Source organism: Sphingomonas sp. JUb134 (assembly GCF_004341505.2).
Classification (GTDB): domain Bacteria; phylum Pseudomonadota; class Alphaproteobacteria; order Sphingomonadales; family Sphingomonadaceae; genus Sphingomonas.
Genome location: NZ_SLYP02000001.1, coordinates 3,286,627 through 3,308,884, shown reverse-complemented (window position 1 = coordinate 3,308,884; position 22,258 = coordinate 3,286,627). Strand labels below are relative to the sequence as shown.

The window sequence follows — 22,258 nt, the reverse complement described above, 5'->3', positions numbered from 1 at the left end:
TTTGACAATTGCCTAATGCCGGTTCGGGCGGGCGGCCCGAAACGAAACCGGCCCGCCGCGCCGCCGGAAGAACCGGGGCAGGGCGGGCCGCTATCCGACCTTCGGAAGCGATCGATCAGCCGGCGCGCTCGGCCAGCACGGTCAGGCCGCGGTCGTTGACCTCGGCGAAGCCGCCGTGGATCGCCAGCGTCTCCGGCTCGCCACCGGCGGTGCGGAAGATCTGGAGCGCACCCTCGCGGATCGTCGACATGAAGGGGGCATGCCCCTCCAGCACGCCGAAGTCGCCCTCGGTGCCGGGCACCACCACCATGTGGACCTCCTCCGAGCGGACGAGCTTTTCGGGGGTGACGAGTTCGAAGTGCAGCATCTTTTCATCCTAAGCCCCTCCCCTGAAGGGGAGGGGTGGGTTGCTTTACGCGTCCTGCGCCATCTTCGCGGCCTTGGCGACCACGTCGTCGATGCCGCCGACCATGTAGAAGGCCGCTTCCGGCAGATGGTCGTACTCGCCGTTCACGACCGCCTTGAACGAGCGGATCGTGTCTTCGATCTGCACGAAGGCGCCCGGGATGCCGGTGAACACCTCTGCGACGTGGAACGGCTGCGACAGGAAGCGCTGGATCTTGCGGGCGCGGGCGACCGTCAGCTTATCCTCTTCCGACAGCTCGTCCATGCCCAGGATCGCGATGATGTCCTGCAGCGACTTGTACTTCTGCAGGATCGCCTGGACGGCGCGGGCGGTCTCGTAATGCTCCTGGCCGACGACGCGCGGCTCGAGCACGCGGCTGGTCGAGTCCAGCGGGTCCACCGCCGGATAGATGCCGAGTTCCGAGATCGCGCGGTTGAGCACGGTGGTCGCGTCCAGGTGGGCGAACGAGGTCGCCGGCGCCGGGTCGGTAAGATCGTCCGCGGGGACGTACACGGCCTGCACCGAGGTGATCGAGCCCTTGTTGGTCGAGGTGATGCGCTCCTGGAGGGCGCCCATGTCGGTCGACAGGGTCGGCTGGTAGCCCACCGCCGACGGAATGCGGCCCAGCAGTGCCGACACTTCCGCGCCCGCCTGGGTGAAGCGGAAGATGTTGTCGACGAAGAACAGCACGTCCTGGCCTTCCTGGTCGCGGAAATATTCCGCGATGGTCAGGCCCGACAGCGCGACGCGTGCGCGGGCGCCCGGCGGCTCGTTCATCTGGCCATAGACCAGCGCGACCTTCGAACCCTCGGACGTCGGGTTGCCGTCCGCGTCCTTGGCGATGACGCCTGCGTCCAGGAACTCGTGGTAGAGGTCGTTGCCCTCACGGGTACGCTCGCCGACGCCTGCGAACACCGAGGTGCCGCCATGGCCCTTGGCGATGTTGTTGATCAACTCCTGGATGAGCACGGTCTTGCCGACGCCCGCGCCGCCGAACAGGCCGATCTTGCCGCCCTTGGCGTAGGGCGCGAGCAGGTCGATGACCTTGATGCCGGTGACCAGGATCGCGCTCTCGGTCGACTGCTCGACGAACTCGGGCGCCTTGGCGTGGATCGGCGCGGTGACCTCGGCGTTGACCGGGCCACGCTCGTCGATCGGCTCGCCGATGACGTTGAGGATGCGGCCGAGCGTCTTCGGGCCGACGGGCACGCGGATCTGCGAGCCGGTGTCGGTCACGGTCTGGCCGCGGGTCAGGCCGTCGGTCGCGTCCATCGCGATCGTGCGGACGGTGTTCTCACCCAGGTGCTGGGCGACTTCCAGCACCAGGCGGTTGCCGTTGTTGTCCGTCTCCAGTGCGGAGAGGATCGCCGGCAGCGCGCCGTCGAAGCTCACGTCGACGACCGCGCCGATCACCTGGCTGATGCGGCCGACGTTGTTGGTGGTCGCCACGGGGGCGAAAGTCTCTGCGGCGGTGGCCATTGTTTCTTCCTTGCCTTCGGAACTTAGAGCGCTTCCGCGCCGGAAATGATCTCGACCAGCTCGGTCGTGATCGCGGCTTGGCGGGCACGGTTGTACTGGATCGACAGGCGCTTGATCAGGTCACCTGCGTTGCGCGTGGCGTTGTCCATCGCGGTCATCTTGGAGCCCTGCTCGGACGCGGCATTCTCGCGCATCGCGCGGAACAGCTGCACCGCGACGTTGGACGGGAGCAGATCGGCGAGGATGTGTTCCTCGTCGGGCTCATACTCGACCACCGCATCGGCGGCGCCGGTCGCTTCCGTCGCGGCGGGGATCGCCACGGGGATCAGCTGCTGCTCGGTCGGCTCCTGCGTCAGCACCGACTTGAAGGTCGCGTAGAACAGGTGCGCGACGTCGAACTCGCCGGCCTCATAGCGGGCGATCAGGTCGTCGGCATAGCCGCGCGCGTCCGCAAAGCCGAGCTTGCCGAGATCGCCCGGCTCGATCGCGTGGATGAAGCCGTCGCGGAACTGGCGGGCGAGCACCGCGCGGCCCTTGCGGCCGATGGTGTAGAACTTGACCGTCTTGCCCTGGGCCTGGAGCTCCAGCGCGCGGCGACGGGCGAGGCGGGCGATGTTGCTGTTGAACGCGCCGGCCAGCCCCTTGTCGGAGGTGGCGACGACGAACAGGTGCACCTGGTCGCGGCCGGTCCCGGCGAGCAGCTTGGGGCTGCCCTCACCGATTGCGACGCGCGAGGCGAGGCTCGACACCACCGCCTCGAGCCGCTCGGCATAGGGGCGGCCGGCCTCGGCCGCCTCCTGCGCACGGCGCAGCTTGGCGGCGGCGACCATCTTCATCGCCTTGGTGATCTTCTGGGTCGATTTGACCGAGTTGATCCGAACCTTGAGTGCTTTGAGCGAAGCCATGGGTCAGTTTGCGTCCGTCAACTCAGTGATCGTAACCGGACCCGCCAGCCAAGTCTCATAGGACTTGTAGACGGACAGCGTGTACGGCTGAGCATGGTGAAACTCGAACGCGGCGCGATCACGCCAGCGTTCGTAGATGAACAGGCGAGCCGATCCGTCCGCTGCACGATGCAGGAGGAACTGTTCGCACCCGTCCTCGGCAAGCGTCTCCGACACGATGCCGCGCACAGCGGCGATCGCGTCATCGAGATACTCCGGCTTTACCGGAATTTCGGCGAAGACGGGGTACGACACTGCGTCTTACGCGAACGTCTTGGCGAAGCTGTCGAGCGCTGCCTTCAGGCCCGACTTCGCCTCGTCGCCCAGATCCTTGGTGTCGCGGATCTTGGCGAGCACGCCCGAGTGGTTGGCGCGCAGGTCCGACAGCATCGCCTGCTCGAAGCGGACGACGTCGCCGACCGGCACGGTGTCCAGATAGCCCTGGGTGCCGGCGAAGATCGAGGCGACCTGCTCCTCGAACGGCATCGGCGAGAACTGGGCCTGCTTGAGCAGTTCCGTCAGGCGCGCGCCGCGGTTGAGCAGCTTCTGGGTCGAGGCGTCGAGGTCCGAGCCGAACTGCGCGAACGCGGCCATCTCGCGATACTGCGCCAGCTCGAGCTTGATCGAGCCCGCGACCTTCTTCATCGCCTTGGTCTGCGCGGCCGAGCCGACGCGGCTGACCGAGAGGCCGACGTTGATCGCCGGACGGATGCCCGCGAAGAACAGGTCGGTCTCGAGGAAGATCTGGCCGTCGGTGATCGAGATCACGTTGGTCGGGATATAGGCCGACACGTCGCCCGCCTGCGTCTCGATGATCGGCAGCGCGGTCAGCGAACCGCCGCCCATCGCGTCCGACATCTTGGCCGCGCGCTCGAGCAGGCGGCTGTGCAGGTAGAACACGTCGCCGGGATAGGCTTCGCGGCCCGGCGGGCGGCGCAGCAGCAGCGACATCTGGCGATAGGCGACGGCCTGCTTCGACAGATCGTCGAACACGATCAGCGCGTGCATGCCGTTGTCGCGGAAATACTCGCCCATCGCGGCGCCCGTGTAGGGGGCGAGGAACTGGAGCGGGGCCGGCTCGGACGCGGTCGCGGCGATGACGATGGAATATTCCATCGCGCCATTCTCTTCGAGCGTGCGGACGAGCTGCGCCACGGTCGAGCGCTTCTGGCCCACCGCGACATAGACGCAGTAGAGCTTCTTCGACTCGTCGGTGCCCTTGTTGACTTCCTTCTGGTTGATGAAGGTGTCGATCGCGACGGCCGACTTGCCGGTCTGGCGGTCACCGATGATCAGCTCGCGCTGGCCGCGGCCGACCGGCACGAGGGCGTCGATGGCCTTCAGGCCCGACTGCATCGGCTCGCTGACCGACTGGCGCGGGATGATGCCCGGTGCCTTCACCTCGACGCGGCTGCGCTTCTCGGCGACGATCGGGCCCTTGCCGTCGATCGGGTTGCCGAGGCCGTCGACCACGCGGCCGAGCAGGCCCTTGCCGACCGGCACGTCCACGATGGTGCCGGTGCGGCGGACGGTGTCGCCCTCGCGGATTTCGGCGTCCGAGCCGAAGATCACGACGCCGACGTTGTCGGCTTCGAGGTTGAGCGCCATGCCCTGGATGCCGTTGGCGAACTCGACCATCTCACCCGCCTGGACGTTGTCCAGGCCGTAGATGCGCGCGATGCCGTCGCCGACCGACAGCACGGTGCCGGTCTCGGAGACCTGTGCCTCGGTGCCGAACGACGCGATCTGGTCGCGGATGACCTTGGAGATTTCTGCGGCGCGGATATCCATGTTCAGCCTTTCATCGCGTGCGCGAGAGTGTTCAGACGGGTCTTGATCGAGCTGTCGATCATCAGGCTGCCGATCTTCACGACCAGCCCGCCCAGGAGCGAGGGATCGACCTTCAGGTCGACGGAGACGTCGCGGCCGACGCGGGCACGAAGCTGCTGCTTCAGCGCATCGACCTGATCGTCGGTAAGCGTGTGGGCGGAGGCGACCTCTGCGGTCACCTCGCCGCGATGGTTTGCCGCCAGCGCCCGGAACGCGCGGATCACCGCGGGCAGTTCCTTCAACCGGCGGTTCTGGGCGAGCACGCCCAGGAAGCGCTTGGTGGTGGGATCGACGCCGATCGAATCCGCCACCGCCTCGATCGCCTTGGTCGCGGCGTCGCGCGCCACCAGCGGGCTCGCGACCAGCGCGCGGAATTCGTCCGATTCGTTCAGCGCCTGGCGCACGCCGCCCAGGCTCTGTTCGACCGTCGCGATCGACTGGTCGTCGCGCGCCAGTTCGAAGAGCGCGGTCGCGTAGCGGCCTGCCAGGCTCGCCTGGATGCCACCGCTTATATTGCCGCCGGAAGTCTCCACGCGATCCCTATCCCAACTTGTCCAAGAAGGCGCTTATGCCATGGGGAACAGGGCAGTGCCGGATAAACGCCCCCCTGAATGGCTGGCGCGCGGTTAGCAAAGGGGGGCTCAGGATGCAAGTCACGCGCCCGTTTCCGTTGCGCGGATGCCCAAAGAAACGGCAGCGGTGGACCGATCCGGCCCCGCCTGACAAGAAAAGCCTGCGGGGCGATCCCTAGCCAGAGGAAATGACAGATGAATGGCAGCATGATCCGGATGACGATGGCGGACGGCGCCGAGATCGGGGTCTATCACGCCGAGCCCCAGGGCGAGCGGCGCGGTGGCCTCGTGCTGGTGCAGGAGATCTTCGGCATCACCGACCATATCCGCGACCTATGCGAGGGCTTTGCCGCGGACGGCTATGAGGTGCTGGCACCCGCGCTGTTCGACCGCGAAGCACCCGGTTTCGAGGCAGCCTATGGTGGGGAGGGGCTGCAGCGCGGCATCGAGCTGTCGCGCGACATCCATCCGATCGAGACCTCGGTCGCGGACGTGCAGGTGTGCGTCGACGCGCTCCGCCCCAAGGGGCCGGTGTTCGCCGTCGGCTATTGCTACGGCGGGTCGGTCGCGTGGCTTGCGGCGGCGCGGGTCGAAGGGCTGGCGGCGGTGTCGAGCTATTACGGCCGGCTGGTGCCCGAATCGAAGGAAGCGCCCAAGGTGCCGACGATCGCCCACTTCGGCCGCCACGACCACGGCATCCCGGTCGAGGGCGTCGAGGCGCTGGCCGCGGCCGAGCCGGCGAACGCGGCGATCTACATCTATGACGCCGGTCACGGCTTCAACTCCGACCGGCGCGACGATTATTCCCCGGAAGCGGCTAAGCTCGCCCGAGAGCGCACGCTGGAGCTGTTTCGCGCCAACGGCGGGTGAGTCAGGCGGCGGGCCCGTTCAGTTCCAGCGTCATGCAGCAGCTGAACGGGTCCTCGCGATAGTCGGCGAACGGCGGGCAACGGGTGAAGCCGTGCCGTTCGTAGAGCCGGCGTGCGGGCGCGAAGCCCTCGGGCGTCCCGGTCTCCAGGCTCACCCGCGTGTAGCCGCGCTCGCGGGCGACGCGGAGGAGTTGGCCGAGCACCGCAGCGCCGACACCGCGGTTGCGGACGCCGTCGACGGTGCGCATCGACTTGATCTCGCCGTGGCCGGCATCGAGTTCGCGCAGCGCGCCGACGCCGAGCAGCTGCCCGTCCGCGTCGCGCGCGGAGAAGAAGGTCACGTCCGCTCGCCGCAGCCCCTCCAGAGGGAGGGCGTGCACGGAGCCGGGCGGGGACTGCGCGTGCATGCCCGCGAGATGGGCCGCGAGCAGCGCCTGGACGTCCGCGGAGTCGAGCTCGCCTGCGTGGAAGCGGATGCCGTCCTCAGCGCTGGGCACGGTCGGGCCTGGCGACGGCATACATTTCGCGCGCGATCTGCTTGGTGAGGGCGGCGCGGTCGCCGTCCGCCTCATAGAGATTGCCGTGGTCCTTGCCGGGCACGAAGCGGAACGAGGACTTCGCGCCCAGCCCGTCGAGCACCGCCTTCAGCCGGCGGGCAGGGCCGTCGAGATAGAAGGTGTCGGCGGTGCCCACCGTCAGGTGGATCTTGCCGTCCAAGTCCGGCTTCAGCGTCTGCCAGTCGCGCGCGACGATGTGCGCGACGTCATAATGGTCGCGCCAATAGGCGACGACCTGCTTGTCGATCGCGCCGGTCGCGCGGTCGAACACCGGCAGCGGGCGCCCGTCCGCGCCCTTGGGCGAGAACACCCATTCGAAGCTCGCGAACTGGCCGCCATAGGGGCCGAGCACCTGCTCCAGCCGTCCAAACTGGCGCAGGGTGGCGACGACCTTGCCGTCCTTGCGCACCAGCGGATGGTCCTTGCCATCGGCGCCGGCATAGAAATTGGCGTCTTCGTAGAGGTTCACGTTGGTGAAGTCGTGGAAGTCGGCCGGGTCCGGCGCAGTCGGCCAGCTGCCGCCGAACGTCTTCGGGTAGGCGACCTGCAGCCACAGCGTCGACCAGCCGCCGGAGCTGTGCCCGGTCAGGAACCGGCCGCTCGGCCGCGCATCCATCCAGTAGCGTTGCTCGAGCGCCGGGATCACCTCTTCCACCAGCGCCTGGCCGACGGGGCCGTTGTTCACCGAATCGGCGAACTCATGGGTGCCGGTGGCGATGTGATGGTCGAGATAGACCCAGATCATCGGCGGGGCGTCGCCCTTGGCCATCATCGCCGTCATGCTCGCAGCGCTCATCCGCGCGGACGCCAGCGTGCTGCCGAAGCCGCCGTCCGAATAGACGGTGGGGTAGGTCGTCTTGCCCTCGGCATAGCCGGGCGGGAGCGCCACCCAGCCCTGGATGCTGGTCGGCCGGCCCCAGAAGCGGGTGAGGAGCGGGCTGTGCACCTCGACCGGCTCAACCCGCGCGAGCGCCGCCTCCAGCGGCTTGCGGCGTTCGGCGGGGAGGCGGGCGAGCATCGCCGTGTCGTCGGCTGCGGGCTCGACATGGTCGAGCAGCAGCGTCGGCACGGGGCCGGGCAGCGTCACCGTCACCACCGGGGACAAGAGGTCGCCGCCATCGCGGCCGCTGTAGTTGTAGCTATGGTCGCGATCGAGCAGCGCCTGCACCCGGTAGGTGCCGGGCGGCAGGGTGGAGAAGGCGGCGGGATAGGCGTCGGTGTTGGTGTCCACCAGCGCCGGGGTGCCGGGGCGGAGGTCGCTCACCTCGCGCGCCGCGACATAGGTGGCGTTGGGGGAGAAGGGGGAGACGTCGATCGCCTCCTCGGGCTTGGCGCCGGGCTCTGCGGCCGTGGCGAACACCAGCAGCCGGCCGGCGTTGGTGGTCCCGAGCGAGGGTGCGGCGGCGACGGGGATGGCGAGCGGCGGCGCATCCTGTGCCGGAAGCGCGACGCTCGCGAGGAGCAGCGTGGTGGTGAGCGTCAGGTTGCGCAGCATCAGTTCGTCCCCCGTGCCGGATGGCATTGATAGACCAGGCGCTCGTTGGGCAGCGGCGGCAGCGCGCCGCGGATCGCCGCCTGTTGCGTCGCCAGATTGGCGCGGCCCGCGCTCTCGCCGGCGCACTGCTTCAGCGCGACGCCCTCGCGCAGCCGCCGCGCCTCCGCCATGCGATCGGCGCCCAGCATGTAGCGGGTGTTGATGTAGGTGCCGGTCGCCGGCTCGTAGCGGAGCACCGAGACGGTCTGCTCGTCGTCGGGCACCAGGATGCGCTCCCAGCCGCTGTTCGGCGCCTCGGCATATTGGGTGCGGCCGTTCATGCAGCCGTTCGCCTGCCAGTCCATCGCCACTTCAGGCGTGGCGGAGACGGTGACGCGGCTGCGCTCCGGCACCAGCGTGCACAGGAGCTTGCCGGTAAGGCCGTTGGCGGCGCTCGTCGTTTTGGTCGGCTCTGGCACCGAATCCGGGTCGAAGGACGGGCGGACCAGGAACAGCACGACCGCGCCCAGCAGCAGCACGCCGCCGCCGGCCCCGGCCCAGATCGCCTCACGCCGCTTGCCGCGCGTCGCCATCAGCCCCGCGCCCCCCGCGGCGAGCCCCGCCAGGACGAGCAGCACTGCGGCGCCGGCCATGAAGTTCTCGCGCGTGGCCTCGTTGCGTTCGCGGGCGCTTTCGATCGCGATCGCGCGTTCGGCGGCGGCGCGTTCGGCGGCGGTGCGGGCGCGGGCGGCGTCCTGCTGTGCGGCATCGGCGGCGGCGGCGCGATCCTGCGCCAGCAGTTCCTCCATGCTGATGCAGTTGGTGCCGACCAACGTTGCCGACTGCCCGGCCTCGCGCAGGAAGCCGGCGAGTTCGCTGCCGGCGATCGCGAAGCCGAAGCTCGCGTCGCCGTCGTCGCCGCGGGTCAGCGCCGAGTTGACGCCCAGCACGCGGCCGCAGCGATCGAGCAGCGGGCCGCCCGAATTGCCGCGCGCGATGCTGGCGGTGTGGAGCAGCACGCCGGTGGTGCCGAGGCGGCGCAGGCCGGAGAACACGCCCTCCGAGCGCACGGGCGACAGCGGCAGGATATAGTCGGAGGCGGACTGCGCGGTCGCCAAGTCGACGTTGCCGGGATAGCCGAGCGCGACCGTCGCCTCGCCCTCGCCGATCGGGCCGTTGTAGAGCGCGAGCGGCGGCAGCTTCAGGCCCTGCACCTCGATCAGCGCCAAGTCGCGTTCCTGGTCGAGGGCGATCAGCCGGCCCTGGTAGGACTTGTCGCCTTCGGAGGGCACGACGCCGATCACGACATTGCCCTCGTAGCGGCCGGCGAGTTCGACCACATGCGCGTTGGTGACGATCCGGTCGGGGCCGACGGCAAAGCCGCTGCCGTGGCCGAAGCCCACGACCTCATCGTCGACCACGGCGATGGTGACGACGCGGACTACGCCCCGGCCGGCGGCGGAAATATCGTCGGCCTGCGCGGGGACTGCCCACGCGACCAGAAATCCCAGCATCAACAGCAGTCGCGCCACGCGGCCTTGCCCCCAGAAGAAACCGGCGCCTGTTTCGGGGAAAGCGCGGCGGGGTTCAAGCGGGGTGTGGGGGGGCATGGCGCGGCCTTCCGGTCGCCATCCTCCTGGGTCGTGAGCCTACGGACCATAGTGTTGGATCAAGTGCCAGACGCCCGGGGTCATCGATAGCCAACCTTGACTCCCCTCCCTGCAAGGGAGGGGGCGGGGGTGGGTCCAGCGGCGGACGAGGCTCGATGCCTCGGCCGTCGCTTTTGTTTCGAGCGTCGAGGCTCGCTTGTGCTCGCACCCACCCCCAGCCCCTCCCTTGCAGGGAGGGGAGTCTTCAAGGAGCGCTTGCCGTCAGTCCGCGTCACGACCTGATCGTCGTCGTGACGGGGCAGGGGCGCTCCTAGAGGAAGTTATACGGGTCCACGTCCACCGCGACGCGCACCTTGCTCGACCATTCGACGCTGCCCAGCCAGTCGCGGATCACGTCCTGCACGTCGAGCTGTCGGCGGGCATGGACCAGCAGGCGGAAGCGGTGGCGGCCGCGCAGCATCGCCAATGGGGCGGGGGCGGGGCCGAAGACGTGCATGCCCTCCACCTCGGGCGCGGCGCGGCCGATGCGGCGGGCGGCGTCATTGGCGGCGTCCTTGTCCTCCGACGAGACGATGATCGCGGCATAGCGGCCGAAGGGCGGTACCTCCGCCTCCTGCCGCGCCTCGGTCTCGGCGGCGTAGAAGCTCTCGGCATCGCCCGACACCAAAGCGCGCATCACCGCCGCGTCGGGGGCGGTCGTCTGGATGAAGACGTGTCCCGGCTTCTCGCCGCGCCCGGCGCGCCCGGCGACCTGCATGATCTGCTGGAAGGTGCGCTCGGCCGCGCGCAGGTCGCCGCCGGCGAGGCCCAGGTCCGCGTCGATCACGCCGACCAGCGTCAGGTTGGGGAAGTGATAGCCCTTGGTCACCAGCTGTGTGCCGACCACCAGGTCGATATCACCCGCCTCCATCCGGTTGACGAACTCGGCGGCCTTGGCGGGGGACCAGAGCGTGTCGGAGGTGACGATGGCGATGCGCGCGTCCGGGAACAGCGCGGCGGCCTCGTCGGCGATGCGCTCCACGCCGGGGCCGCAGGCGACCAGCGCATCTTCCGCGTCGCACTCCGGGCACTTGCGCGGGGTCGGGATCATGTGGCCGCAGTGGTGGCAGGACAATCGGTGGATCAGCCGGTGCTCGACCATCCAGGCGGTGCAGTTGGGGCATTGGAAGCGATGCCCGCACGACCGGCACAGGGTCAGCGGCGCGTAGCCGCGCCGGTTGAGGAACAAGAGCGTCTGCTCGCCGCGGGCCAGCGTCTCGTCGATCGCGTTGACCAGCTTGGGCGCGATCCAGCGGCCGCGGATCGGCGGCTCCTCGATCAGGTCGATCGGCTCGATCGCCGGCAGCTCCGCCTTGCCGTAGCGGCCGGGGAGCTTGAGCTCCGTATAGCGGCCGAGTGCGACCTGGTGACGCGTCTCGATCGCGGGGGTGGCGGAGGCGAGCACCACCGGGCAGCGTTCGAACAGCCCGCGCATCACCGCCACGTCGCGCGCGTGATAGTGGACGCCTTCCTCCTGCTTGAAGCTGGTCTCGTGCGCCTCGTCGACGACGATCAGCCCCAGATTGGCATAGGGCAGGAACAGCGCCGAGCGGGCGCCCACCGTCACCAGCGCCTGGCCGGTGGCGATCGCTCGCCACGCACGCCGCCGCTGGGTGGAACGCAGGTCCGAATGCCACGCCACCGGCTCGCAGCCGAAGCGGGCGTGGAAGCGCTTGAGGAAGGGTTCGGTGAGCGCGATTTCGGGCAGGAGCACCAGGCTCTGCTTGCCCGCAGCGATGGCGGCGGCGATCGCCTCGAAATAGACCTCGGTCTTGCCGGAGCCAGTGACGCCGTCGAGCAGGAAGGGCCGGAACGGCTGGGTCGCGACCGCGTCGCACAGCACGCCCGCGACCTCGGCCTGCTGTTCGGACAGCACCGGCACGCCGTACGCCGGGTCGGGAATCGGATAGGGCACGTCGATGTCGACGCTCACCGCCTCGATCGCGCCGGCCTTCACCAGCCCGCGCACCACCGCCTCCGACACGTCGGCCATGGTGGCGAGCTCGCGCACCAGCCCCTGGCGGTCGCCGATCCGCTCCAGCGCCTGCTGGCGCTGCGGGGTGAGCCGGTCCGGCACCTGGCCGGTGGCGCGATACTCGGTGGCGAGCTTCGCCCCCTCCAGCGCAGAGGTGGAGGACAGCGCCATGCGCAGCACCGAGGCGGGGGCCGCGAGATAATAGTCGGCGGTCCACTCGATCAGCCGCCGCAGGGGCGCCGGGATCGGCGGCGCGTCCACCACCCCCAGCAGCGGGCGCAGGCGATTGTCGCCCACTTCCTCGCAGGGCAGCCGCTCCGGCTCCCAAACCACCGCCAGCAGCTGACGGGGGCCGAGCGGCGCGATCACGATCGAGCCCGGCTCGACCGTCATGCCGTGCGGCACGCGATAGTCGAGGGGGCCGAGGGCGGCGTTGAGGACAAGGACACGGACGCGGGAGGAAGTCATGGAGGGTCCCTAGATAGGGACGCTGCCCGCGATTGGGAATCGCCGGTGCGTCAGCCCGCCGGCTGGTCGCTGCCGCGGCGGCCGAAGGTGCGATAGCCGCGGGCGGAGCCGCGCCGCTCGCGCTTGGCCTCGTAGAGCGCCTTGTCGGCGCAATGGATGAAGCCACGGGCGGTTTCGGGGCAGTCCTCGAATCGGGCATAGCCGATGGTGGCGGAGATCGGCAGCACGCCCGCCGCGGTCTCCACCGGCTGGCGCAGCTGTTCCAGCAGCCGCCCGGCGACGCCCGGCAGATCCGCATAGAGAGCCGGATCGGTCACGATCAGCGCGAACTCGTCGCCGCCGAGCCATGCGGCGAGGCTGTCGCCCAGCATCGGATCGCGCAGGCGTGCGCCGACCGCGCGCAGCATGTCGTCGCCGACGACATGGCCATGGGTGTCGTTGATCCCCTTGAACTCGTCCAGGTCGATCAGCATCAGGGCAAACGGCACCTGGGTGCTGCGCGCGCGCTCGATCGCTTCGGACAGGGCACGGTTGAACGCGCTCCGGTTGGCGATGCCGGTCAGGGAATCGGTGTCGGCAGAGCGGCGGAGCTTTTCCTCCAGCAGCCAATGCTCGGTGATGTCCTGCATCACCCCGCTGACGCCGGTGGCGCGCCCCTCCTCGAACTCGACATGCGCGATCGATCGGACGCGCCGGTGGTTGCCCTTGGCGGTGACGAAATCCAGTTCCAGCGTGAACGGCTCGCCCGTCTGCGTCGTCTTCTCGACCAAGGCCGCCAGGTCCGGCCGGCTGATGCCGCTGAAGAAGCCGATCGCCTCGTCCACGGAGAGGGCGGTGTTCGCCGGCAGCTCGTAGATCCGGTACATGCCTTCCGACCACAGGGTCTCGTCGGTTTCCAGCGAGAACCACCAGGAGCCGATGCGGGCGAGGCGTTCGGCCTGGCGGAAGGTCAGGTCATGACGGCGCAGTTGCAGGCTCTGTTCCGCGGCGGTGCGGGCGATCGCCACGGCGCCTGCCGTCGCCACCTCCGCCTCGATCACCTTTTCGAGGATGTCGCCGAGCTGGCGCAGGACGGCGAGCGCGCCGGGCGGCAGCGAGCGCGGGATCACGTCCATGATGCACAGCGTGCCGACCGCCTCCGTCACCTGGCGCACGCGATCCGTGACGTGCAGCGGCACCCCGGCATAGAAGCGGACCGGATCGGCCGCGGTCACCACCGCCAGGCTGCGGAAGCGCGGGTCGGTCGTCGCGTCGTCCACCACCAGCGGGGCATCGCTGTCGACCGTCACGTCGCAGAACGCCTCGGCGCGGGGCAGCGGCTGTTTCGGCATGCCATAGCCTGCCTTTACCCAGAAGCGGTCGCCCTCGATCAGGTTCACCGCAGCGATGGGGGCGGCGATCAGTTCCCGGGCGACCTTCGCGACCATTTCGAAGGCGGCGTCCGGCGCTGCGGCAAGCAGCGTCTGGAGCTCCGCCGGCGAGATCGCGATTTCGCGCGCAGCATTGTACAAACGCTCCGGCATTCGCCACGGCTAGCGCGGCGGAGTTGATTTTCCGTAACTTTTCTTGGGGGTTGGCAGGTGGAAGCGGGGGAAGAGACGGGCATCGAGCCGCTGCCGCTGCGCTACGGTCGCCACCTGGCGCGGGATCGCCGCCGCTCTGCGCATACGGTGCGCGCGTACCAGGCGACGGCCGAGCGGCTGCTGGCGTTCCTGCGGGGCCACCTGGGCGGGCCGGTCGGCGAGGCGGAGCTGAAGGCGCTCTCCGCGACCGACCTGCGTGCCTTCCTGGCGCATCGCCGGGGCGAGGGGCTGGGCAACGCCTCGGCCGCGCGCGAGCTGTCGGCGGTGCGCGGTTTTCTCGCCTGGGTGGGCGGGGAGGGCGCGTCGCTGCCGCGGGTGAAGGGGCCGCGCGTGAAAAAGGGCGTGCCGCGCCCGATCTCGCCCGACGAGGCGATCGCCCTGGCAGAGGACGTGTCGGAGGACGCGGCCGAGCCGTGGATCGCCGCGCGGGACTGGGCGGTGCTGCTGCTGCTGTACGGTGCCGGGCTGCGCATCGGCGAGGCGCTGGGGCTGACCGGGGCGGTGCTGCCGCTGGGCGAGGCGATCGCCGTCACCGGCAAGCGCGCCAAGACTCGGATGGTGCCGCTGCTGCCGCCGGTGCGCGACGCGATCGACGCCTATGTACGGCTCAACCCCTGGGGCACGGCGCGCGATGCCGAGCTGTTCCGCGGCGCCAAAGGGGGCCCGCTGGCGGCAGGCGTCGTGCGCCGGTCGGTGCGGGCGGCGCGGGTGCGGCTGGGGCTGGGCGACCGCACGACGCCGCATGCGCTGCGGCACAGCTTTGCCACCCATCTGCTCGGCCGCGGCGCGGACCTGCGCGCGCTGCAGGAACTGCTGGGACACGCGAGCCTGAGTTCGACCCAGGTCTATACGGCGGTGGATGCCGCGCATCTGCTCGACGTCTATCGCAACGCCCACCCGCGGGCGTGATCGTGCGCGAACGTCTCATCCGTCACCTCGCCGTTCGTCTCGAGGTGCCGTCGAGCTTGTCGAGACGGCGTATCGAGAGACCGGTTGTTGCGGCTCTCTCGATACGGGCTCTCGACAAGCTCGATCCCTACTCGAGATGAACGGAAAAGGTTGATGCGCACGGGACGATGGTTACGGCCAGCCGTGGCTTGCTCGGCCCTGGGTTCCCGCCTGTGCGGGAACACGGGAAGGAGCATCACCGCTCGGCGCGGGGCTTCCAGGTGACGACGCGATAGACATAGCCGACCACGATGATGACGGAGAGGGCGATGGTCACTGGGCCGACATATTGCTCCAGCTCGCGAAAGTTGGAGCCGAAGTAGAGCCCGGCCCAGGCGAGCACCGCGTTCCAGATCGCGCTGCCGGTGAAGGTCGCCAGGATGAAGCGCCAGTGCGGCATGCAGGCCATGCCGGCGGGCAGCGACACCATGGTGCGGAAGGTGGGCAGGAAGCGGAACACGAACACCACCCAGGCGCCGCGTGAATAAAAGAAGCGCTGGAGCTTCTCCACATCCTCCCACTCCAGCGTCAGCCAGCGGCCCCAGCGGTCGACGAAGGGCTTGAGGCCGAGGTAGCCGAAGCGCCGGCCGAGCGCGTACCAGAAGTAGTTGCCCGCAACCGATCCGACCGTGCCCCACAGCACCAGCGGCGCCATCGACATGGTGCCGCGTGCGACGGCCATGCCGCCCAGCCCCATGATCACTTCGGACGGAACCGGCGGGACGACGTTTTCCAGCGCCATCAAGAGGGCGATGCCGAGGTACCCGCCCCAGGCGATCGCATCGAGGATGAAGTCGGTCATGGCGCGGCTAACGCGCGGAACGCGGGGCGGGGGCCAAGCTCAGCCGCGTTCCGCTACCCGCCGCTCGATCGCGTCCCAGATCATCGCGCCGGTGTCGGTGCCGTTGAAGCGGTCGATCGCGACGATGCCGGTGGGGGAGGTGACGTTGATCTCGGTCAGCCACTTGCCGCCGATCACGTCGATGCCGACGAATAGCAGCCCGCGGCGCCGGAGCTCCGGGCCGAGTTCCGCGCAGATTTCGCGCTCGCGCTCCGTGAGTTCGGTCTTCGCCGCCGACCCGCCGACCGCCAGGTTGGAGCGGATCTCGCCTTCGCCCGGCATGCGGTTGATCGCGCCTGCCACCTCGCCGTCCACCAGCACGATGCGCTTGTCGCCTTCCACGATCTCCGCGAGGAAGGCCTGCACCATGTGCGGCTCGCGATAGGCGGTGTTGAACACCTCGATCAGCGAGGAGAGGTTCTGCCCGTCTTCGTCGATCTTGAAGATCGCCTTGCCGCCGTTGCCGTGGAGCGGCTTCACCACGATCGAGCGATGCTCGGCGAGGAACAGCCGCGCTTCCTCGACCGATCGCGTGACCAGCGTCGGCGGCATGAAGTGCGCATAGTCGAGCACCCACAGCTTTTCGGGCGCGTTGCGGACGTTGGCGGGATCGTTCACCACCAGCGTGCGATCGGTGATGCGGTCGAGCAGGTGAGTGGCGGTGATGTAGCCGAGGTCGAAGGGCGGGTCCTGGCGCATCAGCACCACGTCCGTGTCTTCGCCCAGGTCGAGCTTCACCGGATCGCCGAAGCTGAAGTGGTTGCCCTCGACACGCTGCACCGTGACCGGATGCGCGCGCGTCCAGACGCGGCCGGCCTGGTAGTTCAGGTCCTCTGCCGCATAGTGGAAAAGCCGATGCCCGCGCGCCTGTGCCGCCAGCATCAGCGCGAAGCTCGAGTCGCCTGCGATGTTGATCGAATGGAGCGGATCCATCTGGACGGCGACGGTCAGCGGCATGCGGGAACTCCTTGTTGCCCGCGGGAGGTAGGCGCGGGGGCGGGGATTGTCACGGGTCCGACTGCTTCTCGCGAGCGACCGCCACAAATCCCGTTCGCCTCGAGTAGCCGTCGAGCTTGTCGAGACGGCGTATCGAGAGGTCGGTCGTTGTGGCTCTCTCGATACGGGCTCTCGACAAGCTCGATCCCTACTCGAGACAAACGGGTTGTTGTGGGACGAAGAGGGGGAGGCACCTCACCCGATCCACGCGTTCTCGATATGCCGCACCGGCACCCCGCGCGCGACCAGCACCACGTCGATGCGGATATCGTCGCCCGGCCCGGCATAGCGGGGCATCAGCATCTCTGCGGCCGCCGCCACGCGCTGCAACCGCCGCTCGTCGATGGCGAGGTCGAGTGCCGCTGCGTTCCCGCGCGCCTTGACCTCCACGAACGCCACCACCGATCCGCGTCGGGCGACCAGGTCGATCTCGCCGGCGCGCGTGCGGACCCGCCGGTCAAGAATCCGCCAGCCCTTTAGCCGCAGGTACCAGGCGGCCCAGCGCTCGCCCGCGCGGCCCTGCGCCTCGGCCGCGCGGCGGTCCCTCATTGGCCCTTCAGTTCCATCGCCCGCGCGTAGAGTAGCTTGCGGTCGAGCCCGAGCTTCTTGGCGACCTCGCCCGCAGCCTTGGAGACGGGGAGGCGGCCGAGGGCTTCGAGAAGCGCGGCATCGGCGGTGTCCGCGTCGGCCGGGGGTGCCTCGCCGGGGGGTGCGACGACGATCACGATCTCCCCCTTGGGCGGGGCCTCGGCATAGCGTTCGGCGAGCTGGGAGAGCGTGCCGGTCACGCATTCCTCGAACTTCTTGGTGATCTCGCGCGCGACCGCGGCTTCGCGGTCGCCGAGCCCCTCGGCGAGGGCCGCGAGGGTTGCGGCGAGGCGCGGGCCGCTTTCGTAGAGCACGAGCGTCGCGCGCACCGCCGCGATCTCGGCGATCGCCTCGGCACGGGCATGCTGCTTGGGCGGCAGGAAGCCGAGGTAGAAGAAGCGGTCGGTCGGCAGCCCCGCGAGCGTCAGCGCGGAGATGGCGGCGCACGGTCCCGGCACCGTCACCACCAGATGGCCTGCCGCGCGGGCATCGCGCACCAGCTTGTAGCCGGGGTCGGAGATCAGCGGCGTGCCCGCGTCGGACACCAAGGCGACCGCCTCGTGCCCCATGCGCGCGACCAGGCCGGGCCGGACGCCTTCGGCGTTGTGATCGTGATACGGCACCATCGGCCGCTTGGTGCCGATGTGGCGGAGCAGGCCGGCGGTGACGCGGCTGTCCTCCACCGCGATCACGTCGGCGGAGGACAAGACCGCCGCCGCGCGGGGGGAAAGGTCGCCGAGATTGCCGATCGGGGTCGCGACGATGTAGAGGCCGGGGGATAGTGGTGCGTTCATCAGGGGAATGTCATGGCAGAGGCGGCAACCGTACCGCAATGGACGCGTCGATTGATCCGCACGGCGGCCGTCGCGGGAGCGCTGCTGCTGGCGGGGTGCCAGACGCTGGTACCGCGGGGTGTGCCGGACCGCGCGCCGCCGCCGCCCAAGGAGCAGCCGACGCAGGGCACCGGCCCGGAAACGGTCCAGCCGGGGATCCCGGAGGACAAGCAGCGCCACCGCGTCGCGCTGCTGGTGCCGCTCACCGGCCCCAATGCGGGCGTGGGCCAGAGCCTCGCCAACGCCACCCAGCTCGCGCTGCTCGATTCGCGCAGCGAGCAGGTGCGGATCACCACCTATGACACCGCGACCGGCGCGGCGGCGGCGGCGCAGCGCGCGCTTGCGGAGGGCAATCGCCTGATCCTGGGGCCGCTCCTGTCCGAGGACGTGCGCGCGGTGGCGCCGATCGCCAAGCGCGCGGGCGTGCCGGTGCTGAGCTATTCCAACGACATCACCGTCGCGGGCAACGGTGCCTATGTGATGGGCTATTCGCCGTCGCAGTCGATCAGCCGCGTCGTCGACTATGCCAAGCAGACCGGCATCACCAGCTTTGCAGGGCTGGTGCCGACCGGCGTCTATGGCCAGCGCGCCTCCACCGCCTTCCTGCGCGCGGTCGAGAGCGCGGGCGGGCAGGTCGTGTCGCTCCAGACCTACAACCGCGGCAACGGCGGCATCGCCGCCGCGGTCACCCGCCTGCCCAAGAACTCGCCCTATCAGGCGGTGCTGATCGCCGATGCCGCCGGCACGGCCGCGACCGCGGTGCCGCTGCTGCGCCGCGAGGCGGCAACCGCGCGGGTACTGGGCACGGAGCTGTGGAACACCGATTCCGCGGTGGGCAGCAACGCGGCGCTCAACGGCGCCTGGTTCGCGAGCGTCTCCGACGGGCTCTATCGCCAGTACGCCACCAAGTACCGGGCGCGCTTCGGCACCGCGCCGTACCGCCTGTCGAGTCTGGGCTACGACTCGGTGCTGCTCACCATCCGCATCGCGCGCGAGTGGAAGGTGGGCGACCGCTTCCCCGAGGCCAAGCTGACCGACAGCGGTGGCTTTGCCGGCCTCGACGGCGCCTTCCGCTTCGGCCGCGACGGCATCGCCGAGCGCGCGCTGGAGGTGCAGGAAGTGCGGGGCGGCACCACCGCCACGGTTTCTCCGGCGCCGCGTTCGTTCGAGTAGGCCTGCGGAAGCTGGGTACCCCGGCGCAGCCCGGGGCCCAGTTGCGGGGCAGGTGGAACGGGTCCCGAACATCACGACCACCTTCCCACCTGGGCCCCGGCCTTTGCCGGGGTACGGGGTGGCGGTAGCTAGCCCCGCGCCACTTCCCGCAGCACCGCATCGAGCAGCGGCATGCCTGCGGGGGTGAGCGCCAGCCGGTCGCCGTCGTGCGACACTAGGCCCTGGGTTGCGAGGCGTTCGACCGCCTTCAGGTCGACCACTTGGTCGATGGTCGTTCCGCCCAGCGCCGCGACGCGGGCCAGGTCGATGCCCTCGCGCATGCGCAGCCCCATCACCAGCGCCTCCGTCACGCGCTCGGCCGGGGCGAGCGCGACTTCGCTCTCGGCCCCGTGGCCGTTGCGCGCGACCGCGGACAGCCAGTTCTCCGGCTTCTTGCGGCGGAAGGTCGCGATGCCCTCGCGGCGCCCGTGGGCGCCGGGGCCGACGCCCGCATAGTCGCGGTAGCGCCAGTAGGTGAGGTTGTGGCGGCTCTCCGCCCCCGGCCGCGCGTGGTTCGACACCTCGTAGAGCGGTAGCCCGGCGGCAGCTGTGCGTGCCTGGGTGGTCTCCCACAGGTCCGCCGCCAAGTCCTCGTCCGGCAGCGTCAGCGCGCCCTTGGCCGCGAGCGTGGCGAAGCGCGTGCCCGGCTCGATCGTCAGCTGGTAGAGCGACAGGTGCTCGGTCCTGAAGCCGAGCGCGCGGTCCAGCTCCGCCTCCCACTCCCCAAGGCTCTGGCCCGGCCGCGCATAGATGAGGTCGAAGCTCACCCGCCCGAAATGGCGCTGTGCGGTCGCGAGCGCGGCGAGGCCCTCGTCCACGCCGTGCGCGCGGCCGAGAAAGGCGAGCGCCTCGTCGTCCAGCGCCTGGAGCCCCAGCGACACGCGGTTGACGCCGGCCGCGGCGAGGTCCGCGAAGCGGGCTGCCTCCACCGACGAGGGGTTCGCCTCCAGCGTGATCTCGATGCCGGGCTCGGCCGGCCAGGCGCTCGTCGCCGCTTCGATGATGGCGGCGACGGTTGCCGGCGGCATCAGCGAGGGGGTGCCGCCGCCGAAGAAGATCGACGCGAGCCGCCGCCCGGGCAGGCGTTCCGCCTCATAGGCCAAGTCGGCAAGCAGCGCGTCGCGCCACGCCTGCTGGTCCACCACGTCGCGCACATGGCTGTTGAAGTCGCAATAGGGGCATTTGGAGACGCAGAACGGCCAATGGACGTATAGCGCCAGCGGGGCGCCCGAGGAGGTTTGTTCCGGGAACATCGCCGCCCCATATGGTGCGCATGCGAGCGAGGCAAAACATCCTGTGGGCGATGCTGGCGATGCTGGCCGCCTGTTCGTCCCCGGAAGGGGCAGACCGCGTGGTCGAGGCGCGCACGTTCAAGGGCACGGCTCCGCGCGGGGCGACGCTGCTGCGCCAGGCGATGCAGCAGGGGCATGACGCGGCGCGCGCCGAGGTCGGCCTGCCGCCGCTCGTCTGGTCGGACCAGCTTGCCGAAGGTGCGCGCGACTATGCGCAGACGCTCGCGCGGACCGGGCGGTTCGAGCATTCGCCGGAGTCGCAGGCGGCGAACCGCATCGGCGAGAATCTGTGGACCGGCACGCGCGGCGCCTATCGCTATGAGGAGATGATCGGCCACTGGCGCGGCGAGAAGCGCGACTATCTCCACCAGCCGGTGCCCAACTTCTCCCGCACCGGCCGCTGGCAGGACGTGGCGCACTACGGCCAGCTGGTGTCGCGCCGGACGCTGCGCTACGGCTGCGCGCTCGCGAGCAGCAAGCGCGACGATTATCTGGTGTGCCGCTACGATCCGCCGGGCAATCTGGTCGGCGTACGCGTCTATTAGACCTCGTCCCGGGGACGCGGCGCTACAACCTAGGTAAAGACCGAAGCCATTGCCGCTGGCGCTCGCATGGTTCAAACCGCGGGCATGGCGCTTCAGCAGCACGTCGAAATCCCGTTGGGTGGCCAGATCGTCGATCCCGAGCTTCCCCAGCGGCGCCTGGCCCTGGTCGCCGAAGCGGCAGAGGGGCTGCTGGCGGCAGAGGATCCTGCGCGCATGGTCGACGAACTGTTCGGCCTGATCCAGTCGGAGCTGCGGCTGGACGTGTTCTTCAACTACCGCCTGGAAGCCGGCCGGCTAGTGCTGGAGGCGCATGGCGGATTGACGCCGGAACAGGCGGCCGCGGGCGCCGAGCTGGATCTGGGGCAGGCCGTCTGCGGGTGCGCCGCCCGCGACCGGCAGCGCTTCCATGTGACGGGCGTGCAGCAGTCCGAGGATCCGCTGGTCGCGTTCGTCCGGGACGTGGGCCTGGACGCCTATGCGTGCACGCCGCTCCTGCACGGGGACAGGTTGATCGGCACGCTCGGTTTCGGGCGGAAATGGGCCGATCGCTTCACCGACGACGAGCTCAGCTTCCTCCACACGCTGTGCCATTTCGTGGCGCTCGCAAAATACCGGCTGATGGTCGAGCAGGAGCTGCGGGCGGGGATCGAGCAGCGGGACAAGCTGCTGGGCGAGCTCAACCACCGGGTGCGCAACGCCTTGCAACTCGCCGTCAGCGTGGTGCGCCTGGAAGTGACCTCTGCCGAGGATCGTGCCTTCTCCGACGCGCTGCTGCGGGCTGCCGACCGGATCGAGGTGATCGCGTCGGCCCATCGCCCGCTCTATGCCTCGGACGATCCGAGCACCGTCGCCGTTGCCGACCTTCTGACGGCAGCCGGCGATGGTTCGATCGACGGACCCCTGACCGTGAAGGACGGGGCCGGTGCGAAGCTGCCGATCGAGCAGGGCGTGGCCCTGGCGCTTCTCGTCCACACGGCCTTTGCGGAAGGCGGCGCGCCGGATCAGCCCGCGTCGGTGGAAATCGCGGAGCTGCCGGGCGGGACCGGGATGGACGTGACGCTGGCGGGCGTGCGCCCGGAGACCGACGTCCTTTCCGGGCGACTCGCGCGGGCGCTGCTGCGGCAGTTGAACGGCGTCGTCGAGCCCGGGCCGGATGGCCTCACGATCCGCATCTCGACTGCCAACAAGAGCTGAAGA

At 69.7% G+C, this 22,258-nt stretch carries 21 protein-coding genes; 5 read left to right on the top strand and 16 right to left on the bottom strand.

The window, feature by feature from the left end:
• Nucleotides 1–115 precede the first annotated feature (115 nt).
• The 6 genes from EDF69_RS15585 to EDF69_RS15560 are packed head-to-tail and all read right to left on the bottom strand — an operon-like array spanning nucleotide 116 to nucleotide 5,171.
• Entirely contained in the window at nucleotides 116–367 is a 252-nt protein-coding gene (locus tag EDF69_RS15585) for an ATP synthase F1 subunit epsilon (protein ID WP_125961575.1), read from the bottom strand.
• Between the two features lie 45 nt (nucleotides 368–412).
• The gene (gene atpD, locus EDF69_RS15580) at nucleotides 413–1,885 is read right to left on the bottom strand and encodes a F0F1 ATP synthase subunit beta (RefSeq protein WP_129340096.1); all 1,473 of its coding nucleotides are present in this window, start codon (nucleotides 1,883–1,885) and stop codon (nucleotides 413–415) included.
• A gap of 23 nt (nucleotides 1,886–1,908) precedes the next feature.
• Nucleotides 1,909–2,790, bottom strand: a complete 882-nt coding sequence (locus EDF69_RS15575) for a F0F1 ATP synthase subunit gamma (protein ID WP_132883053.1) — start codon at nucleotides 2,788–2,790, stop codon at nucleotides 1,909–1,911.
• Nucleotides 2,791–2,793: 3 nt separating this feature from the next.
• Entirely contained in the window at nucleotides 2,794–3,084 is a 291-nt protein-coding gene (locus EDF69_RS15570) for an antibiotic biosynthesis monooxygenase (protein WP_132883054.1), read from the bottom strand.
• A 6-nt stretch (nucleotides 3,085–3,090) separates the two neighbouring features.
• Nucleotides 3,091–4,620, bottom strand: a complete 1,530-nt coding sequence (atpA, locus tag EDF69_RS15565; RefSeq protein ID WP_132883055.1) for a F0F1 ATP synthase subunit alpha — start codon at nucleotides 4,618–4,620, stop codon at nucleotides 3,091–3,093.
• A gap of 2 nt (nucleotides 4,621–4,622) precedes the next feature.
• Nucleotides 4,623–5,171 carry a F0F1 ATP synthase subunit delta gene (locus EDF69_RS15560; protein ID WP_125961636.1) on the bottom strand — a complete coding sequence of 183 codons (549 nt, stop codon included), beginning with the start codon at nucleotides 5,169–5,171 and terminating at the stop codon, nucleotides 4,623–4,625.
• Nucleotides 5,172–5,426: 255 nt separating this feature from the next.
• Between EDF69_RS15560 and EDF69_RS15555 the strand changes: the two genes are divergently transcribed.
• Nucleotides 5,427–6,101 (top strand): dienelactone hydrolase family protein, encoded by a 675-nt coding sequence (locus EDF69_RS15555; RefSeq protein WP_132883056.1) that lies wholly within the window; start codon nucleotides 5,427–5,429, stop codon nucleotides 6,099–6,101.
• Between the two features lies 1 nt (nucleotide 6,102).
• Here EDF69_RS15555 and EDF69_RS15550 read toward each other — a convergent pair whose 3' ends face one another.
• The 5 genes from EDF69_RS15550 to EDF69_RS15530 all read right to left on the bottom strand — a co-directional run bounded on the left by EDF69_RS15550 (nucleotide 6,103) and on the right by EDF69_RS15530 (nucleotide 13,746).
• Nucleotides 6,103–6,597, bottom strand: coding sequence for a GNAT family N-acetyltransferase (locus tag EDF69_RS15550; RefSeq protein WP_339538654.1), 495 nt, complete (start codon nucleotides 6,595–6,597; stop codon nucleotides 6,103–6,105).
• Nucleotides 6,584–8,152: an alpha/beta hydrolase gene (locus EDF69_RS15545; RefSeq protein ID WP_132883058.1), complete on the bottom strand. Its 1,569-nt coding sequence runs from the start codon at nucleotides 8,150–8,152 to the stop codon at nucleotides 6,584–6,586. The genes EDF69_RS15550 and EDF69_RS15545 overlap by 14 nt, the downstream gene beginning before the upstream one ends.
• A complete protein-coding gene (locus EDF69_RS15540; RefSeq protein ID WP_132883059.1) occupies nucleotides 8,152–9,663 on the bottom strand; it encodes a trypsin-like peptidase domain-containing protein in 1,512 nt (503 codons plus the stop codon). Before EDF69_RS15540 ends, EDF69_RS15545 begins: the two co-directional genes overlap by 1 nt.
• A gap of 388 nt (nucleotides 9,664–10,051) precedes the next feature.
• Nucleotides 10,052–12,223: a primosomal protein N' gene (locus EDF69_RS15535; RefSeq protein WP_132883060.1), complete on the bottom strand. Its 2,172-nt coding sequence runs from the start codon at nucleotides 12,221–12,223 to the stop codon at nucleotides 10,052–10,054.
• Nucleotides 12,224–12,273: 50 nt separating this feature from the next.
• On the bottom strand, nucleotides 12,274–13,746 hold the full coding sequence (locus EDF69_RS15530) for a diguanylate cyclase domain-containing protein (protein ID WP_132883061.1): 1,473 nt from the start codon (nucleotides 13,744–13,746) through the stop codon (nucleotides 12,274–12,276).
• A gap of 57 nt (nucleotides 13,747–13,803) precedes the next feature.
• Here EDF69_RS15530 and EDF69_RS15525 point away from each other — a divergent pair, with 57 nt between their 5' ends.
• Nucleotides 13,804–14,715 (top strand): tyrosine recombinase XerC, encoded by a 912-nt coding sequence (locus tag EDF69_RS15525; RefSeq protein WP_339538641.1) that lies wholly within the window; start codon nucleotides 13,804–13,806, stop codon nucleotides 14,713–14,715.
• 235 nt (nucleotides 14,716–14,950) lie between these two features.
• Here EDF69_RS15525 and EDF69_RS15520 read toward each other — a convergent pair whose 3' ends face one another.
• The 4 genes from EDF69_RS15520 to rsmI all read right to left on the bottom strand — a co-directional run bounded on the left by EDF69_RS15520 (nucleotide 14,951) and on the right by rsmI (nucleotide 17,973).
• Entirely contained in the window at nucleotides 14,951–15,556 is a 606-nt protein-coding gene (locus EDF69_RS15520) for a DedA family protein (RefSeq protein WP_132883062.1), read from the bottom strand.
• 39 nt (nucleotides 15,557–15,595) lie between these two features.
• Nucleotides 15,596–16,552, bottom strand: coding sequence for a glutathione synthase (gene gshB, locus EDF69_RS15515; RefSeq protein ID WP_132883063.1), 957 nt, complete (start codon nucleotides 16,550–16,552; stop codon nucleotides 15,596–15,598).
• Between the two features lie 234 nt (nucleotides 16,553–16,786).
• On the bottom strand, nucleotides 16,787–17,140 hold the full coding sequence (locus tag EDF69_RS15510) for a YraN family protein (protein WP_132883064.1): 354 nt from the start codon (nucleotides 17,138–17,140) through the stop codon (nucleotides 16,787–16,789).
• Nucleotides 17,137–17,973: a 16S rRNA (cytidine(1402)-2'-O)-methyltransferase gene (gene rsmI, locus EDF69_RS15505; RefSeq protein ID WP_132883065.1), complete on the bottom strand. Its 837-nt coding sequence runs from the start codon at nucleotides 17,971–17,973 to the stop codon at nucleotides 17,137–17,139. Before rsmI ends, EDF69_RS15510 begins: the two co-directional genes overlap by 4 nt.
• A 12-nt stretch (nucleotides 17,974–17,985) precedes the next feature.
• Between rsmI and EDF69_RS15500 the strand changes: the two genes are divergently transcribed.
• Nucleotides 17,986–19,185 (top strand): penicillin-binding protein activator, encoded by a 1,200-nt coding sequence (locus tag EDF69_RS15500; protein ID WP_132883066.1) that lies wholly within the window; start codon nucleotides 17,986–17,988, stop codon nucleotides 19,183–19,185.
• 128 nt (nucleotides 19,186–19,313) lie between these two features.
• Here the strand turns inward: EDF69_RS15500 and hemW are convergent, their stop codons facing one another.
• Nucleotides 19,314–20,477, bottom strand: coding sequence for a radical SAM family heme chaperone HemW (gene hemW, locus EDF69_RS15495; protein WP_132883067.1), 1,164 nt, complete (start codon nucleotides 20,475–20,477; stop codon nucleotides 19,314–19,316).
• A gap of 20 nt (nucleotides 20,478–20,497) precedes the next feature.
• Between hemW and EDF69_RS15490 the strand changes: the two genes are divergently transcribed.
• Together EDF69_RS15490 and EDF69_RS15485 are read left to right on the top strand one after the other, a co-directional pair.
• Complete coding sequence (locus EDF69_RS15490) at nucleotides 20,498–21,061, top strand: CAP domain-containing protein (RefSeq protein ID WP_239555522.1); 564 nt, start codon at nucleotides 20,498–20,500, stop codon at nucleotides 21,059–21,061.
• An 84-nt stretch (nucleotides 21,062–21,145) separates the two neighbouring features.
• Entirely contained in the window at nucleotides 21,146–22,255 is a 1,110-nt protein-coding gene (locus EDF69_RS15485) for a histidine kinase dimerization/phosphoacceptor domain -containing protein (RefSeq protein WP_204991400.1), read from the top strand.
• Nucleotides 22,256–22,258: the final 3 nt, after the last annotated feature.

Excerpts from the sequence above, each read along its gene's own strand:
- EDF69_RS15585 (WP_125961575.1), bottom strand. The coding sequence starts at position 367 with ATGCTGCACTTCGAACTCGTCACCCCCGAAAAGCTCGTCCGCTCGGAG.
- atpD (WP_129340096.1), bottom strand. The coding sequence starts at position 1,885 with ATGGCCACCGCCGCAGAGACTTTCGCCCCCGTGGCGACCACCAACAAC.
- EDF69_RS15575 (WP_132883053.1), bottom strand. The coding sequence starts at position 2,790 with ATGGCTTCGCTCAAAGCACTCAAGGTTCGGATCAACTCGGTCAAATCG.
- atpA (WP_132883055.1), bottom strand. The coding sequence starts at position 4,620 with ATGGATATCCGCGCCGCAGAAATCTCCAAGGTCATCCGCGACCAGATC.
- EDF69_RS15555 (WP_132883056.1), top strand. The coding sequence starts at position 5,427 with ATGAATGGCAGCATGATCCGGATGACGATGGCGGACGGCGCCGAGATC.
- EDF69_RS15545 (WP_132883058.1), bottom strand. The coding sequence starts at position 8,152 with ATGCTGCGCAACCTGACGCTCACCACCACGCTGCTCCTCGCGAGCGTC.
- EDF69_RS15535 (WP_132883060.1), bottom strand. The coding sequence starts at position 12,223 with ATGACTTCCTCCCGCGTCCGTGTCCTTGTCCTCAACGCCGCCCTCGGC.
- EDF69_RS15530 (WP_132883061.1), bottom strand. The coding sequence starts at position 13,746 with ATGCCGGAGCGTTTGTACAATGCTGCGCGCGAAATCGCGATCTCGCCG.
- EDF69_RS15520 (WP_132883062.1), bottom strand. The coding sequence starts at position 15,556 with ATGACCGACTTCATCCTCGATGCGATCGCCTGGGGCGGGTACCTCGGC.
- gshB (WP_132883063.1), bottom strand. The coding sequence starts at position 16,552 with ATGCCGCTGACCGTCGCCGTCCAGATGGATCCGCTCCATTCGATCAAC.
- EDF69_RS15510 (WP_132883064.1), bottom strand. The coding sequence starts at position 17,140 with ATGAGGGACCGCCGCGCGGCCGAGGCGCAGGGCCGCGCGGGCGAGCGC.
- rsmI (WP_132883065.1), bottom strand. The coding sequence starts at position 17,973 with ATGAACGCACCACTATCCCCCGGCCTCTACATCGTCGCGACCCCGATC.
- EDF69_RS15500 (WP_132883066.1), top strand. The coding sequence starts at position 17,986 with ATGGCAGAGGCGGCAACCGTACCGCAATGGACGCGTCGATTGATCCGC.
- hemW (WP_132883067.1), bottom strand. The coding sequence starts at position 20,477 with ATGTTCCCGGAACAAACCTCCTCGGGCGCCCCGCTGGCGCTATACGTC.
- EDF69_RS15490 (WP_239555522.1), top strand. The coding sequence starts at position 20,498 with ATGCGAGCGAGGCAAAACATCCTGTGGGCGATGCTGGCGATGCTGGCC.
- EDF69_RS15485 (WP_204991400.1), top strand. The coding sequence starts at position 21,146 with ATGGCGCTTCAGCAGCACGTCGAAATCCCGTTGGGTGGCCAGATCGTC.